The sequence below is a fragment of the Hoeflea sp. AS60 genome (assembly GCF_038900115.1).
Classification (GTDB): domain Bacteria; phylum Pseudomonadota; class Alphaproteobacteria; order Rhizobiales; family Rhizobiaceae; genus Hoeflea.
On record NZ_JBBMQP010000001.1, the window covers coordinates 2,102,249 to 2,116,756 of the forward strand.

General features: G+C 59.4%; 13 protein-coding genes. 8 read left to right on the forward strand and 5 right to left on the reverse strand.

Going from position 1 to position 14,508, the window contains the following annotated elements:
* The first annotated feature begins 7 nt into the window (after positions 1-7).
* Complete coding sequence (locus WNZ14_RS09690; protein ID WP_342868354.1) at positions 8-886, forward strand: patatin-like phospholipase family protein; 879 nt, start codon at positions 8-10, stop codon at positions 884-886.
* 3 nt (positions 887-889) lie between these two features.
* Here WNZ14_RS09690 and WNZ14_RS09695 read toward each other — a convergent pair whose 3' ends face one another.
* Genes WNZ14_RS09695 through WNZ14_RS09705 form a run of 3 tightly spaced genes read right to left on the reverse strand, consistent with a single transcriptional unit; the run spans position 890 to position 4,601 of the window.
* Entirely contained in the window at positions 890-2,344 is a 1,455-nt protein-coding gene (locus WNZ14_RS09695; protein WP_342868355.1) for an MATE family efflux transporter, read from the reverse strand.
* Positions 2,341-2,757 (reverse strand): VOC family protein, encoded by a 417-nt coding sequence (locus tag WNZ14_RS09700; protein WP_342868356.1) that lies wholly within the window; start codon positions 2,755-2,757, stop codon positions 2,341-2,343. The genes WNZ14_RS09695 and WNZ14_RS09700 overlap by 4 nt, the downstream gene beginning before the upstream one ends.
* A 26-nt stretch (positions 2,758-2,783) precedes the next feature.
* Positions 2,784-4,601: a monovalent cation:proton antiporter-2 (CPA2) family protein gene (locus WNZ14_RS09705; protein ID WP_342868357.1), complete on the reverse strand. Its 1,818-nt coding sequence runs from the start codon at positions 4,599-4,601 to the stop codon at positions 2,784-2,786.
* Positions 4,602-4,703: 102 nt separating this feature from the next.
* On the opposite strand from WNZ14_RS09705, the gene WNZ14_RS09710 reads away from it, so the two are divergent.
* The 6 genes from WNZ14_RS09710 to lpxK all read left to right on the forward strand — a co-directional run bounded on the left by WNZ14_RS09710 (position 4,704) and on the right by lpxK (position 10,314).
* Entirely contained in the window at positions 4,704-6,038 is a 1,335-nt protein-coding gene (locus tag WNZ14_RS09710) for a TldD/PmbA family protein (protein WP_342868358.1), read from the forward strand.
* Positions 6,038-6,847, forward strand: coding sequence for a 3'(2'),5'-bisphosphate nucleotidase CysQ (locus tag WNZ14_RS09715; RefSeq protein ID WP_342868359.1), 810 nt, complete (start codon positions 6,038-6,040; stop codon positions 6,845-6,847). The genes WNZ14_RS09710 and WNZ14_RS09715 overlap by 1 nt, the downstream gene beginning before the upstream one ends.
* A gap of 66 nt (positions 6,848-6,913) precedes the next feature.
* On the forward strand, positions 6,914-7,162 hold the full coding sequence (locus tag WNZ14_RS09720; RefSeq protein WP_342868360.1) for a DUF4170 domain-containing protein: 249 nt from the start codon (positions 6,914-6,916) through the stop codon (positions 7,160-7,162).
* Positions 7,163-7,181: 19 nt separating this feature from the next.
* Positions 7,182-7,952, forward strand: a complete 771-nt coding sequence (locus WNZ14_RS09725; protein WP_342868361.1) for a lysophospholipid acyltransferase family protein — start codon at positions 7,182-7,184, stop codon at positions 7,950-7,952.
* Positions 7,949-9,292: a lipid IV(A) 3-deoxy-D-manno-octulosonic acid transferase gene (gene waaA / locus WNZ14_RS09730; protein ID WP_342868362.1), complete on the forward strand. Its 1,344-nt coding sequence runs from the start codon at positions 7,949-7,951 to the stop codon at positions 9,290-9,292. Before WNZ14_RS09725 ends, waaA begins: the two co-directional genes overlap by 4 nt.
* Positions 9,286-10,314: a tetraacyldisaccharide 4'-kinase gene (gene lpxK, locus WNZ14_RS09735; RefSeq protein ID WP_342868363.1), complete on the forward strand. Its 1,029-nt coding sequence runs from the start codon at positions 9,286-9,288 to the stop codon at positions 10,312-10,314. Before waaA ends, lpxK begins: the two co-directional genes overlap by 7 nt.
* Before the next feature lie 11 nt (positions 10,315-10,325).
* Here the strand turns inward: lpxK and WNZ14_RS09740 are convergent, their stop codons facing one another.
* Together WNZ14_RS09740 and mutL are read right to left on the reverse strand one after the other, a co-directional pair.
* Positions 10,326-10,550, reverse strand: coding sequence for a DUF2093 domain-containing protein (locus tag WNZ14_RS09740; RefSeq protein WP_342868364.1), 225 nt, complete (start codon positions 10,548-10,550; stop codon positions 10,326-10,328).
* Positions 10,551-10,645: 95 nt separating this feature from the next.
* Positions 10,646-12,487, reverse strand: coding sequence for a DNA mismatch repair endonuclease MutL (gene mutL / locus WNZ14_RS09745; protein ID WP_342868365.1), 1,842 nt, complete (start codon positions 12,485-12,487; stop codon positions 10,646-10,648).
* A 231-nt stretch (positions 12,488-12,718) separates the two neighbouring features.
* On the opposite strand from mutL, the gene WNZ14_RS09750 reads away from it, so the two are divergent.
* Entirely contained in the window at positions 12,719-14,461 is a 1,743-nt protein-coding gene (locus tag WNZ14_RS09750; RefSeq protein WP_342868366.1) for a response regulator, read from the forward strand.
* Positions 14,462-14,508: the final 47 nt, after the last annotated feature.

Genomic DNA, 14,508 nt, shown 5'->3' on the forward strand with positions numbered 1-14,508 from the left:
TCGGAAAATGAGTGAAACGAAGATAGCTGAACCAGACCTGCCGGTCCGTTTTTCTGAGCCGACTGTTGCGGTTGCCTTTGGCGGCGGCGGCGCGCGGGGCATCGCTCATATTCATATCATCGAAACGCTCGATGCGATGGGCATCAAGCCGGTGGCGATTGCCGGATCCTCGATCGGTGCGATCATGGGCGCTTCTATGGCCTCTGGTTTGTCAGGTGAGGAAATCCGTGCCCACACTTTGGAGACCATGGGAAAACCGTCGAGTGCCTTCGGCCGCATGTGGAAGGCGGCCCGGCCCCGCGGCGTCAAGGACGCCATGGAAGGCGGTCTGCGTCTTGGCCAATTCAATGTCGAGCGCATCCTTGATGCGTTCTTGCCCGATACGGTGGCGCGGCAGTTCGAAGACCTGATCATTCCAACCAAGATCATGGTGACCGATTACTACGGGCACTGCGAAGTCGTCTGCACGCAAGGCGAACTGCGCCCGGCGATTGCAGCATCTGCCGCGATCCCGGCGGTATTTCGGCCGGTAATTCTCGACAGCCGGATCATGATAGATGGCGGCATCTTCAATCCGGTGCCGTTTGACCAGTTGGCAGGTCTCGCCGATATCATCATCGGCGTCGATGTGGTTGGCCTGCCTGCGGGAGTTCCCGGACAACCGCCAGCAACCATCGACATGATGTTCGGTGCAAGCCAGTTGATGATGCAATCGATCATCGAAATGAAGCGCCGTGCCTATCCGCCACAGATTCTTCTCAGGCCGGAAGTTCACCAGTTCCGCGTTCTGGATTTCCTCAAGGCCAAGGAAATCCTGGCGGAATCCGAAGGCGTCACCGAGCAGCTCAAACGTGATCTCGACGCAGCGTTCGCTTTTTTCAAATAAGCCTTACAGTGTCGACGCCTTGCCGCTGGTAAAGGCGGACTGTCCAGCTGGCGGCGTATGCACGACAATCTGGCCAGGACCGCCGGCGTCCCTGTCTTCGATTTTCGTGATGACACGGAAGCAGACGACGATGGAAGCCAAACCGAAAACCACGGCGCCGAGACCGTAACCGGCCAGCGCGCCCGGCGCCCCGTACCAGAGCGAACCGAGCCAGACGAACGGGATCACGCCAAGCGTCGAGCGGCTCCAGTTGAACACGGTTGAGTACAGCGCATAGCCCAGATTGTTGAATGCGGCATTGGCCACGAACAGCATGCCGTTGAAGACGAAGCTGCCGGCCACAAACAGACAGAAGAAGACGATAACGTCCCGGGCCTCGCCCGTTGCGCCGAACAAATCGGCAATCTGATTGCGAAACAGCGCGAGCACAGCCCATGTGACAAGCGTGTAAATCGTGATGAAGAGCAGACTGTCCCGCATGGTCGAGATCAGACGGTCATAGCGCTTGGCGCCGTAGTTCTGGCCAAGAATGGGCCCGACAGCGCCCGAGAGTGCGAACAACGCTCCGAAGGCAACCGGTATCAAGCGCCCGACAACAGCCCAGCCGGCAACAGCGGCATCGCCGTGCTGTGCCATCGTGGTTGTCACGAAGGTATTGCCCACTGGAGTTGCGATCTGCGTCATCAAGGCGGGCAGCCCGATGGCCAGGAAGGGCCGGAACTCGCGCTGAATGATTGCCAGTGAAGGCATTGCCACAAGATTGTGTATCTTCAAAAGCGCATAGAGGCCGATGCCGACCAGCGCAAAACGCGAGATCACCGTGGCAATGGCAGCGCCATGTATGCCGAGATCAAAGCCGAAGATGAAAATCGGATCGAGCACCGCAGTGAGCGCACCTGCGCCGAGCGTCACATACATCGCCCGCTTGGCGTCGCCGACTGCGCGCAGCACGGCCGACAGACACATGCCAATCCCCAGAATGGGCAATGACGGCAGCACGATCTGCATGAATTCCGTCGCAAGCGTCGCAGTGTTTCCCCGCGCGCCCATCATCAGCACCAGGTCACCCAGGAACGGATAGGTGAAGCCCACGGTCACCGTCATGATAATGATCATATAGGTGATGGATGCGCCTGCGATCTCGCGCGCCTCGCTGCGATTGCCGCGGCCAAGGGCGCGTGCTGTCAGAGCGGTTGCCGCGATCGAAAGCCCGATCGCGATGGAGGTGGAGAAGAACAGCAATGTTCCGGCATAGCCAATAGCTGCCGCGAGTTCCTGCTGCCCGAGCAGCGAAATATAGAACAGGTTGAGCGCGTCGACGATAAAGACTGCGACCAGCCCGATCGAGCCGGTGGCTGTCATCACCACGACGTGCCGCATGGTGGAGCCAGTGACAAACTTTCCCTGTTCGCGGCGAGCGGCGAGCGGCTCGGTCGCTGCCGGTTTTTCGCCGGTCATGCGGCGAAGACCTGGCCAAGATCGGCGAAGCCTTTGAATTCGAGAGCATTGCCGGAAGGGTCACGCAGGAACAGCGTCGCCTGCTCGCCCGGTTGGCCTTCAAACCGCACCGTTGGCTTCATGATCCAGTCAATGCCCTCCGCAGTCTCGAGCCTGGCGGCCAGCGCCTTCCAGTCCTCCATCTGCAGCACCGCGCCGAAATGCGGGATCGGGACCGAATGACCATCGACCGTGCCCGAAGCAGCGCCGCTACCAGCATCTGCACGTACATGGCCTGACATCTGGTGGCCGAAAAGGTCGAAATCGATCCAGTTGTCCGTATAGCGTCCCATCGGGCAGCCGAGCACTTCGCCATAAAAACGGCGGGTCTCATCTATATCTCTGATCGGGAAGGCGAGGTGGAACGGCGTCATCGTGTCTCTTTCTTTCAACCTGACCGTCACGCAGGATCTGACAGGGTGATATCGTCTTTGAGCGGTTTGTCCAGACGCTCGGATTCGCGTTTGGGCTTGATCAATGGTTCCGGTGTGACCGGCCTTGTATGCAGTTTCTCCCGTCCGGCCAGCAGGCCTTCCACAGCCTGAATGGCCAGCCGCTCCTCATCTCGGTGACGAACATCCTGGCTGATGGCCGCCGCCTGGTCTTCCGACGTCCCCAGCGCTTCAAGTGTCTTGCGGCCAAACAGCATTCCGGATTCGAAAGTTTCCCGCGCCTCGTAATCTACGCCTCTGGCGCGCAACGACAAGGTGTGCGTCCTGTCATAAGCCCGTGCAAAAATCCGCGCATTCGGGAATTCCGCCTGAATCATGTCCACAATCTTGTCGGTGATCTCCATTTTGTGGGTACAGACGGCAACGATCTTGGCCCGCCGGATGCCTGCTGCCACCAGCACATCCTTTCGAGTGCCGTCACCGAAATAGATCTTGAAGCCGAACTTCGAGGCTGAGCGGATGCGATCGGCAGACTGGTCTATGATGGTAACGTCTGATCCGCCGGCAAGCAGGATTTGCGATGCAATCTGGCCGAAACGCGAAAACCCGATCATCAGGACATCGGAGCCCGCACCCGCAAAGTCCTCGTCCATCTGCTCGTCGGTCGATTCTCGCATCAGCCGTTTTGCCAGTAAAGCCGCCAGCGGTGTAAGCGCCATCGAGATGGTGACGATCGCCACAAGCAAAGAAGCCGTTGACGGAGTGAAAACCCCGGCTGCTGCCGCAGCACTGAAAATGACAAAGCCAAATTCGCCGCCTTGCGGCAAAAGACCGGCGATCTGGACACTGTTGTTGTGGCTTGAGCCGAAGGCCCGGCAGGCGCCGTAGATCACAAGCCCCTTGATCATCATCAGCACAGGCACGGCAATAACGATAACGCCCAGGTTGTCTGCAATCACAGTGAGATCGAGCGAGAGGCCCACTGCCATGAAGAACAGACCGAGCAGAATGCCGCGGAAAGGTTCGATATCGGCTTCAAGTTCATGTCTGTAGGACGATTCAGCCAGCATCACACCGGCGATGAAGGCGCCGAGCGCCATCGACAGGCCTGCGACCTGCATCAGCGATCCAGAGGCCAGCACCACAAACAGTGCAGCCGCGATCATCGCTTCCTTGGCCCCGGTTCCGGCGATGAGCTGGAATAGGGGGGTGAGCAGATAGCGACCGGCAACCAGCAAAGCGAGGATTGCGCCGATGGTAATTGCGATGTCGGTCAGGATGGAGCCGCCGCCGTCGCTTGTTGCAGGTGCAACCAGTGGAACCAGGGCCAGGATCGGTACGATTGCGATGTCCTGAAACAGCAGAATCGAAAACGACTGTTGCCCGTACCGTGTGTTGAGATCGCCTCGTTCCTCGAGGATCTGGATGCCGAATGCCGTCGATGATAGCGCCAGCCCGAAGCCGATCACGACAGCAGCCGCCCAGGCCTGCCCGCCGAGCGCAACGGTTACGCCCACAATGGCCATAGCCGAAACCAGAACCTGCACCAGCCCAAGCCCGAAGATATCTCGTCGTAATTGCCACAACCGCGATGGCTTGAGCTCAAGCCCGATGATGAACAGCAGCAGCACCACACCGAGTTCGGCAAAATGCAGGATTTCCTCGCCATCGGTTATGATCCTGAGCAGTGGGCCGATCACAATGCCGGCGGCAAGATATCCGAGAACCGTTCCAAGCCCGATTTTCTTGAACAGCGGTGCAGCAACAACCGCTCCGCACAGCAGCACGAGGCCTTCAGTGTAAAAGGTGGCTTCGACTGCAGCCATTCACAGCGCTCCTTTGTCGTTTAAAGGTCGGCACGGACCATGTTGGGCTTGATGCTTGACCGCCGGGACAATACATGAGAGCCAAGCGAAAGGCCAAAAAACATGAGTGATACACAACAATCCGAAAGCTTGCTGGCGACAGCTGAGCGTCTGATCGGGCGCGCCCGTTCCGCAGGCGCCGATCAGGCCGATGCGCTGGTGGTTCGTAGCCACTCCCGGTCGGCTTCGGTGCGCAATGGACAGGTTGAGAACACACAGTCCGCCGAATCAGATGATTTCAGCCTTCGCGTATTCGTGGGCCAGAAAGTCGCCACCGTTCACGCCGGGCAGGGGATTGATGAAGCCGCACTGGCCGAACGCGCAGTGGCCATGGCGCGCGTGTCTCCCGAAGATCCCCATGCCTGCCTCGCAGACGCAGACATGCTGGCCAAGACCTGGCCCGATCTCGATCTCTATGATCCGACCGAGCCTTCCGCCGAGAGCCTGATAGAGGCAGCGACGGTAGCCGAAGCAGCAGCGCTGTCGGTTCCCGGCGTTGCAAGCTCAATTGGCGCTGGCGCAGGCACCGGGCTTTTCGGCATGGTCCTGGCCACCTCGCACGGGTTTTCGGGCGCTTTCGAGCGCTCCGGCTTCTCCCGCTCCGTCAGCGTGATTGCCGGCGAAGGCGTCAAGATGGAGCGCGATTACGATTTTGACAGCCGCGTCTTCTTTGCCGATCTGGATGATTCCGCAGAGATTGGCCGGCGTGCCGGCGAGCGTGCCGCCGCGCGGGTCAATCCGCGCAAGGTCAAGACCGCCTCGAACGTCACCGTGGTTTTCGACCCGCGCGCTTCCCGTGGCCTGATCGGCCATCTGGTCTCAGCCATCAACGGTGCATCCGTCGCCCGCAAGACATCCTTCCTCAAGGACATGACGGGCAAGAAGGTGGCGATTGACGGTCTAACGCTGGTCGACAATCCGTTTGTCCCTCGCGGTTCCGGCTCGCGTCCGTTCGACGGCGAAGGCGTCTCGACTGGTCCCTTGACAATGGTCGAAGACGGCGTTTTGCAGCAATGGTACCTGACCACTGCCGTGGGGCGTGAACTGGGCCTTAAGAGCAATGGACGCGCGAGCCGCGGCGGCCCCTCTTCAACCAATGTCATCATCAATCCCGGCCCGCAAACGGCAGAAGAGCTGATTGCTTCGGTCGGCAACGGGTTTTATGTCACCGAATTGATCGGCCAGGGCGTTAACGGCGTAACTGGCGAATATAGCCGCGGCGCATCGGGCTTCTGGATTGAAAACGGCAAACTCACCTTTGCGGTCTCCGAGGTGACCATCGCGTCCAACCTCAAGGACATGTTCAAGCGCATGACGCTTGCCAATGACATCGACGCCAAATTTTCGATCGCAGCGCCGACCATCGCCGTCGAAGGCATGACCCTTGCTGGTGATTGATGAATCCTGAGGCCAGGCCATATGCCGATGACCTTGCCCTGATGGTAGAGGCTTCGCGTCTGGCCGCAGACATTGCCATGTCACATTTTCGCAAGGATCCGGAGGTCTGGTACAAGCATGGCGGCCGCTCTCCCGTCAGCGAAGCCGATATTGCGATCGATGAGCTTTTGAAAAAACTGCTGCTCGCAGCCCGCCCTGATTATGGCTGGCTCTCCGAGGAAGCAGAGGACAGTGAACACCGCCTCGCTTACAGCCGGGTGTTCATTGTTGATCCCATTGACGGCACCAGGGCCTATGTCGCCGGCCGTCCGGACTGGTGCGTGAGTGTTGGCCTGGTTGAAGACGGCAAGCCGGTCGCTGGAGTGCTGGCCGCGCCGGCGCGGGGTGAAATCTGGACGGCCCATGCAGGTGGTGGCGCGTTTCTAAATGATGTCCGCCTGGCTGCAGGTGATGCCAATCCGGAAAATACTGCGTTACGCGTTGCTGTTCCCGATATGGTTTTGAAGGAAATGCGCCCGGGCGCAGAGGCCAGCCTGAGGAAAGTTGCCGGGGGGCCGTCACTTGCGCTGCGGGTCGCGGCTGTGGCGCAAGGAGAACTTGACGGGGTATTCGTTCGGCCTCATGCCAGCGAATGGGATCTCGCAGCGGCCGACACGCTGCTTGGCGAAACCGGCCATGTTCTTGTTGATCGGTCTGGCGCGCGCATGGGCTATAATGCGCCCGATCCATCGCGTGGCCTTCTGCTGGCGACATCGAGCAAGCATGTCCCGGGATTGCTGTCGCTGCTTCAGTCGACCGACGGGCATTGACCTTTCAACCGAATTGCCGCAAACCGCGCTCTGATAAATGACACCGTTTATTCTTGGAGTGGTCCCATGGCTGATGGCAACAACAAACAGCTTTTGCACCTTGTATTCGGCGGCGAGCTTGAGAGCTTGAAGTCGATGAACTTCAGAGATCTGGATGCGCTGGATATCGTCGGCATCTATCCCAATTATGCCTCTGCCCACGAAGCCTGGAAATCAAAGGCGCAAATGACGGTGGACAATGCCCATATGCGGTATTTCATCGTGCACATGCACCGGATGCTTGATCCAGCTGATGAAAGCAAGACTGCGTCCTGAGGCGTGGGCGAAAGACGAGATGATCAAACCGGACGCCGACACCGCGCCAAAGCTCAGGCAGCTTGGTGATACGTTTAACAGGCGGCGTCTGAGCAAGAAGCTGTTACGGTCCGAGTTGGTCCAACGGGCTGGTTCGGCCCTGATAGGCTGGACCCTGGGTTCGATCTGGCAGTCCAATCGCGACAACGGAACCTCGACCGATTGGGAAACGATGCTGGACGGCGAATGGCCGGCGATCTTTGCCCTGTGGCATGGCCAGCATCTGCTCGTGCCCTATGCCAGCCCGTCTGACAGGAAATTCACATCTCTGGTGTCGCGCAGCGCCGACGCGGAAATCAACGCGCGCGTGCTTGCGCGGGCCGGTATCGACGTGATCCGCGGCTCGGGCGGCCGTGAAACATCCAGAACCAATATCGACAAAGGTGGTGTCAAAGCCCTTATCTCGATGCGCAATGCACTGAGGCTTGGCGTCAACGTGGTCATGATCGCCGATATCTCCAAGGGGCAACCGCGCCAGGCGGGCGAAGGTATTGTCACGCTGGCCAAGATTTCAGGGCGCCCTATCGTGCCTGTGGCTCTGGCGACGAGCCGGCGAAAGGTTCTGGAAAAAACCTGGGACAAGACGACCATCAACCTCCCGTTCGGCACACGCAGCGTGCGCCTTGCGCCGCCAATCTATGTCACGGCGAAGGCTGATGAGCAGGAAATGGCGGGAGCGCGGGCCAAGGTGACAGCGGAGCTCAACCGCGTCACGGGCGAGGCGATGCGTGCCGTCGAGGAGCACAAATGAGTCGTGGCTGGGCAAGAGCGGCGCTGGTTGGTTACCGCTGGTTCGGTGCGGGAATCTATCCTCTGCTGGGACCTTATCTTGCCATCCGGGCTGCCAAGGGAAAAGAAGAGCGTTCCCGCCGCAATGAACGTTACGGCCGCTCCAAGATCGACCGTCCGGACGGGCCTCTTGTCTGGTTTCATGCGGCCAGCGTTGGCGAAACCACTGCTGTCGTTCCATTGATCAATGAAGTCCGTCGACGTGGCATCGCTGTCGTGCTGACCACCGGGACGGTGACTTCAGCCGGTGTCGCGCGCGAACGGCTCGGTGACAATGTGATCCACCAATACGTGCCGCTGGACCTCAAGCCGGCTGTTTCCAGGTTCCTTGATCACTGGAAACCTGATCTGGCCATTATCGCCGAATCCGAAATCTGGCCGATGACCATCCTCGAGCTGGGCGCACGGCGCACGCCGCAGGTGCTGGTCAATGGCCGACTGTCGGATCGCTCTTTCGCCAGGTGGAGCAAGCGACCGAGCCTTGCCGATGCATTGTTTGAAAACCTGTCCCATGTTGTCGCTCAATCGGAGCTCGATGCGGAGCGGTTCGTGGCACTCGGCGCGCGTCCTGTTTCCGTTTCGGGGAACCTCAAGGTCGATACGACTGCACCGCCCTGGGATGCCGAGGAACTCGCCAAGCTCAAGCAACAGATCCTCGACCGTCCAACATGGGCGGCCATTTCAACATTCGAAGGCGAGGACGAGATCGCTGCTGCGGTCCACAAGGCTTTGTACCCGCGTCACAGGCAACTGACCATTCTGGTCCCCCGTCACCCGGATCGGGCCGATGCGATTCAGACCATGCTGCAGGGACGTGGGTTGAAGGTTGCACGCAGGTCCAAGGGTGAACTGATTGAACCGTCGACCGATGTCTATCTGGGCGATACCATCGGCGAAATGGGGCTCTTTCTGAACCTGACAGAGATTGTCTTTGTCGGAAAATCGCTGAAGGGCGGTGGCGGGCAAAACCCGCTGGAGCCTGCCATGCTGGGATGCGCGGTTCTTTCCGGCAACAACGTCGAGAACTTCCGGGAGAGTTACGCGAAGCTGCTAAAGAACGGCGGCGCACGCTATGTTCGTGATGGCGAGATGCTGGCAAAGGCCGTGCATTTCCTGCTGTCCAATCCGCAGGCCCGCAAGAGCATGGCTGAGGGTGGCGACAAGACACTCAATGACATGCGCGGCGCATTGAAAGCCACAATTCGCGCGCTTGAACCCTATATCAATCCGCTGACCGTCAAGGCCCGTTTGCTGCCTCGTGAGAACGAGAATGCGGAGAGCCGCGGAGGCGGGCAATGGTGAGCGAAGCCCCACCATTCTGGTGGCAATCTTCCGGCATCCAGTCCGCACTGTTATCGCCCTTCGGCTGGGTCTATGGCCGGGTCGCGCGCCGCATCATGGATCGGCGCGTCCGCAAGGCAGTAGCGGTGCCGGTCATCTGCGTCGGCAATTTCACTGTCGGCGGGTCTGGCAAGACCCCGACTGCGCTGGCGCTTGCCGATGCGGCGATTGCCCGGGGATTGAAGCCAGGGTTCTTGTCCCGAGGCTATGGTGGCAGCGTTCACCATGCAACGGTCGTGGATCTGTCCAGGGATACGGCCCGGCTTGTCGGTGATGAACCCATGTTGCTTGCCGCCCGGGCGCCGACCGTGGTGTCATCCAACCGCCCGGAAGGCGCCGAGCTTCTCGTGCGCGAGGGGGCCGACCTCATCATCATGGATGACGGTTTTCAGAGTGCCCGATTGGTGTTTGACCAGGCATTGCTGGTGGTGGACGCGCGTCGTGGCGTTGGCAATGGCTGCGTGTTCCCCGCCGGGCCGGTGCGCGCCCCGGTGATTGATCAGCTTCGCCACGCCGATGCCCTGATTGTGGTTGGGGCGGGCGATGGCGCCGATCCGATGATCCGGCTGGCCGCGCGTGCCGCCAAGCCAATCCATCTGGCCCGGTTTCAACCCCGCAACGGCGCGCAGTTCAGGGACAGGAATTGTCTGGCGTTTGCAGCCATCGGCGATCCGGAGAAGTTCTTCAAGACGCTTGAAGATGCGCATGTCCGGCTGGCGCGGAGCCAGAGCTTTCCCGACCACCATCCATTCACCGAAGACGAGATAAATGAACTGCTGGCGGAGGCCGAGCTCTATGGTCTGGATCTGATCACCACCGGCAAGGACTATGTGCGCCTTCAATCCGGACATGGTCGCGCGCAGGAGCTTCTCGAAAAAACCTCTGTTCTGGAAATTGACCTCGCCTTCGACAGTCCGGATGTTCCGGGCGTGCTTATCGAAGCGGCATTGGCAGCCTTCAAAAGGCGCAGGGCTACCCTCTAGAGCGGGCTCTCTTACTTAGCCGGCAACAATCCGGCCCGCTGATCGGCGGTTACCGACGCGTGGACGTCGGCATAAGGTTCTTGCCGCGCCACGCTCCAGTATTTCAGTTCCTCAATCGGAATGAAATCACCTGTGACAGCGCAAATGACATGATTGCCTGGCATGAGAATCTGAAAATCGCCGTCCAGATAGCGTATTTTCGCCGGACGATCGCCGGGGCCTTCAAAACGGTTCATGGGGAACTGCTCCGGTTTCAGTGTTGGCAGTTGTATGCCGCTTCGGTATCGAAATTGCAAGATTTGGTGATCAATCCCTGCTGGCCGGTACACGGTCAGCGGCGGGAAAACAGCTTCTCGATGTCTGCGAGTTTCAGTTCGATATAGGTCGGGCGACCATGATTGCATTGCCCGGAACCGGGAGTCCGCTCCATCTCGCGCAGCAGCGCGTTCATTTCTTGCGGCACAAGGCGTCTGCCGGATCTCACCGATCCATGGCACGCCATCGTCGAGGCAACCGCCTCAAGCCGGTCGCGCAAGGCACCGGAACTCTCCCATTCAGCGATTTCGTCAGCCAGATCCCGCACCAGTCCGGCAATGTCCGTTTCGCCAAGCATTGATGGCGTCTCCCTGACCGCGATAGCGCCAGGGCCAAAACGCTCCAGCACCAGCCCGAGCTCGGCAAGATCCTCAGCCCGTTCCGCCAGACGATCACAATCGTCCTCCGGCAGGTCTACGATTTCGGGCAGCAGCAGAATCTGCGAGGCAACCTTGCCTGCCTTGAGTGCGGTCTTGAACCGCTCGAAAACCAGCCGCTCATGGGCGGCATGCTGATCGACGATCACCAGCCCGTCGCGGGTCTGTGCCACAATGTAGTTCTCATGGATTTGCGTCCGCGCAGCCCCAAGCGGATGCTCGACTGCGGACAGATCATTGGCGGCGTCATCCATGCGCGCCGAGGGCGACGCGGTGTGGCTTATCTCCGGCTGAGACGGTTCCGAAAATCCGGATCCGAAACCATTCAGCGGCCGCGATGGCGATGCCGTAGCTTGCCAGGCGCTGGTCGGGGCTCTGGTCGGGAAGCCACCGGAATGATCTCGGGCATACGGGGCGTTCGCAGCCGCGCCCCTGTTGGTTTCTGGTGAACTGAATGCCCCGGCCAGACCGACACTGGCGGAAGGCGAGGCGCGATCTCCCCCGGCAAGCAGCGCCTGACGGATAGCGCCGACAATAAGCCCTCGCACCAGCCCCGGGTCACGAAATCTGACATCGGACTTGGCTGGATGCACGTTGACATCCACCAGTGCCGGGTCAAGCGTGATCCAGAGGACGGCCACCGGATAGCGTCCACGCGGCAAGGTGTCTGAATAAGCGGCCCTGATTGCAGACAGGATCTGCTTGTCCTGCACCGGGCGGCCGTTGACGAAGGCGTATTGCGACAGCGAATTAGCCTTGTTCCATGTCGGCAGGCCAATGTGGCCGGCGAGACCGACATCTTCCCGAGCGGCGTCCACCTCGATCGTGTTGGCCGCAAATTCCTCGCCCAGCACCTGGGCGATACGCGCCAGCCTGTCCTCTCCGGTCGACGGCAGATCGAGCGTCGACCGATCCGGACCCGAGAGCGTAAAACGGACCGAAGGGAAGGCAATGGCGATGCGCCTGACGGTTTCGGTGATCGCCGCAGTCTCCGCGCGATCGGACTTGAGGAATTTCAATCGCGCCGGTGTGGCAAAAAACAGATCGCGGACTTCAACTGTGGTTCCCTGATTGGCCGCTGCCGGCCTGAGTTGCACCGGTACGCCACCGGCCAGCGAAACTTCATTGGCATGAGGCATGTCTTTGGGCCGCGATCTGATCGTCAGTCGTGCCACCGAGCCGATCGAAGGCAAGGCTTCGCCTCGGAACCCCAGAGTGCAGATGTCATCAAGCCGCTGATCAATTTTCGACGTGCAATGGCGGCGGATCGCCAGTGTCAGATCCTCCTCATCCATCCCCAGGCCATCGTCAATGACCCGGATCAGTGCCTTGCCGCCGGCAGCCGTGGCGATCTCGATGCGGTGCGCCCCAGCATCGATGGCATTTTCGACGAGTTCCTTCACAACGCTTGCCGGCCGCTCGATGACTTCACCGGCGGCGATCTGGTTGATCAGGGTTTCTGGCAGTTGATGAACGCGCATGATGTCATGTTGAGGGATTCGGGCTTCAGCGCAATGCGTGTCAGTGGATTGAAGCGGGAAAAAGGCTGCAATTGGCATCTGGTCTTGTCGCCCTGCTTCCCAAAGGCGAGCCTAATTCCGCGTTATCCCTCTTCAAATTGCATTTGTGGTTAAGCGGGGCTTAACTCTCCAATGCGATAGTCGGCCAAAGTCTGTGGTGGCAATCACACAGTATGGTCAGATCGAAGTAGAATGGCGTTAAACGAAACCGACACACCGCAAACATGTGGCGAGGCCAAGAGCATCGAAGGCCTGGCTTCGGCGCTTGATTGCGGCATCATGATCTATGATCGAAATGACAGACTGATTGCTGCCAGCTCGCGTTTTCTGAGCTTCTTTGATATTTCCCCTGAACTGCTGCAACCCGGCGCTCGGCTGCGGGATCTTTTCAACGCGACATTTGACGTTGGCGCAGGGAATTTGGGCTCGTTGGGTGCGAAAGCACGCTACATTTCGCGTGAGGACTGGATTGCTGAGCGGATAGCCATTCATTGGCGTGAACGCTACGAAAGCGTCGAAAAGCTCGCTGATGGGCGTTGGGTGCGGATGTGCAAGCGGCGGATGCCGGATGGCATGCTGATTTCCACAATTCAGGATGTTAGCGATCAGAAACGCCGGGATGAAGAGATGGCGGCGGTCCTGAAGAAGGCCGAACTCGCTCAAATGATCCTCGACAATCTGGCAACACCAGTGGTCGTCAAGGATTCAGAGCTGCGCTATGTGCTGGTTAATGACGCTTACTGCCGGATTCCGGGATTGCATCGTAAGCAGATTTTGGGAAAGCGGGCCGCCGATCTGGTGGCCCCGGAACTCGCTGAACGTTTCGAGGAAGTGGAAGGCCGCGTCCTTGAAACCGGAATTCAATACGAGGTACTAGAGGACATCTTCAAGGCAGATGGCACGGTAATGCACGTCGTTACCCGTGTTGGGCGCTCCGGAACGCCCGGAAATTACCACATCACCGTGTCGTTCGATGACGTCAGTGCGTTAGCGGAAGGCAAGAAGGTTGCATCGGACTACCGCACCTTGGCAACAGCAGCAGCAGTTGTTGAGGACAGGACTGCTGCGCGCGCCCCGTCAGAGCCCAAAGGACGTATTTTGGTTCTCGATGAGGACGGCCACCGCTCGGCGCAACGGGTATTGGCATTAAAGCAGGCAGGCTATGACGCAGTGGCGACTGCAAGCGCCAGCGAAGCCATGACCTTCCTTGATGCAGCAAGGTCGATGAAGCTGACTGTCAGCCAAGTGGAAATTACCGCCCATTGGGCAAGGGCCTTGTCCGGCAAGACCAGGTCCGGCAAGCACGACGTTCTCAGGCAGGCCATCGAGCAAAAGAGAGCCGAAGAAGCCGATAGACGGAATCCAACAGCTTCAGAGCCTAAGCAGCTTGAACCGCCACGGTCTCCTGAAGTGTCTGGTGACCGGTCTGTGCCGCTACCACAAGCGCCTGTTCCTGCACGAAATGAACCGGTCAGGGCGACATCTCCATTGTCAGAAGGAACAAACCGCAAGGCTGCTCCGACCCGTACTCGCGTCCGCGTACTCGTTGCTGAAGACAATGACGTCAACCAGATCGTTTTCGAGCAGATCCTCGAGGGGATCGGGGTGGATTTCCGTATTGTTGACAACGGCCAGGAGGCTGTTGCAGCTTGGCGCGCAGCGGCCCCAGATCTCATCCTGATGGATGTTTCCATGCCTGTCATGAATGGCCTTCAGGCTACACAGGCCATTCGGGATGCTGAAGCCAACGATCCCGACAACCATACGCGCGTTCCAGTCATTGCCGTCACTGCCCATGCGATGAACGGTGATCGTGAGCGCTGCCTGGCTGCGGGAATGGACGACTATCTTTCCAAGCCGGTCAGCCCGGAAAAGCTCGAGGCGATCATTCAAAAATGGGTCGACAGCCCGCAGCACTTGCTGGCCGCCGGATAGATCTGCAATGGCCGAAGAAATGTTGAGTGTTTTCTTGCCGGTCCCGC

Coding starts and splice junctions, on each gene's coding strand:
- WNZ14_RS09695 (WP_342868355.1), bottom strand. CDS start 2,344: ATGACCGGCGAAAAACCGGCAGCGACCGAGCCGCTCGCCGCTCGCCGC.
- WNZ14_RS09710 (WP_342868358.1), top strand. CDS start 4,704: ATGAGTGATACACAACAATCCGAAAGCTTGCTGGCGACAGCTGAGCGT.
- WNZ14_RS09720 (WP_342868360.1), top strand. CDS start 6,914: ATGGCTGATGGCAACAACAAACAGCTTTTGCACCTTGTATTCGGCGGC.
- waaA (WP_342868362.1), top strand. CDS start 7,949: ATGAGTCGTGGCTGGGCAAGAGCGGCGCTGGTTGGTTACCGCTGGTTC.
- WNZ14_RS09740 (WP_342868364.1), bottom strand. CDS start 10,550: ATGAACCGTTTTGAAGGCCCCGGCGATCGTCCGGCGAAAATACGCTAT.
- mutL (WP_342868365.1), bottom strand. CDS start 12,487: ATGCGCGTTCATCAACTGCCAGAAACCCTGATCAACCAGATCGCCGCC.
- lpxK (WP_342868363.1), top strand. CDS start 9,286: ATGGTGAGCGAAGCCCCACCATTCTGGTGGCAATCTTCCGGCATCCAG.
- WNZ14_RS09725 (WP_342868361.1), top strand. CDS start 7,182: ATGATCAAACCGGACGCCGACACCGCGCCAAAGCTCAGGCAGCTTGGT.
- WNZ14_RS09705 (WP_342868357.1), bottom strand. CDS start 4,601: ATGGCTGCAGTCGAAGCCACCTTTTACACTGAAGGCCTCGTGCTGCTG.
- WNZ14_RS09700 (WP_342868356.1), bottom strand. CDS start 2,757: ATGACGCCGTTCCACCTCGCCTTCCCGATCAGAGATATAGATGAGACC.
- WNZ14_RS09750 (WP_342868366.1), top strand. CDS start 12,719: ATGGCGTTAAACGAAACCGACACACCGCAAACATGTGGCGAGGCCAAG.
- WNZ14_RS09715 (WP_342868359.1), top strand. CDS start 6,038: ATGAATCCTGAGGCCAGGCCATATGCCGATGACCTTGCCCTGATGGTA.
- WNZ14_RS09690 (WP_342868354.1), top strand. CDS start 8: ATGAGTGAAACGAAGATAGCTGAACCAGACCTGCCGGTCCGTTTTTCT.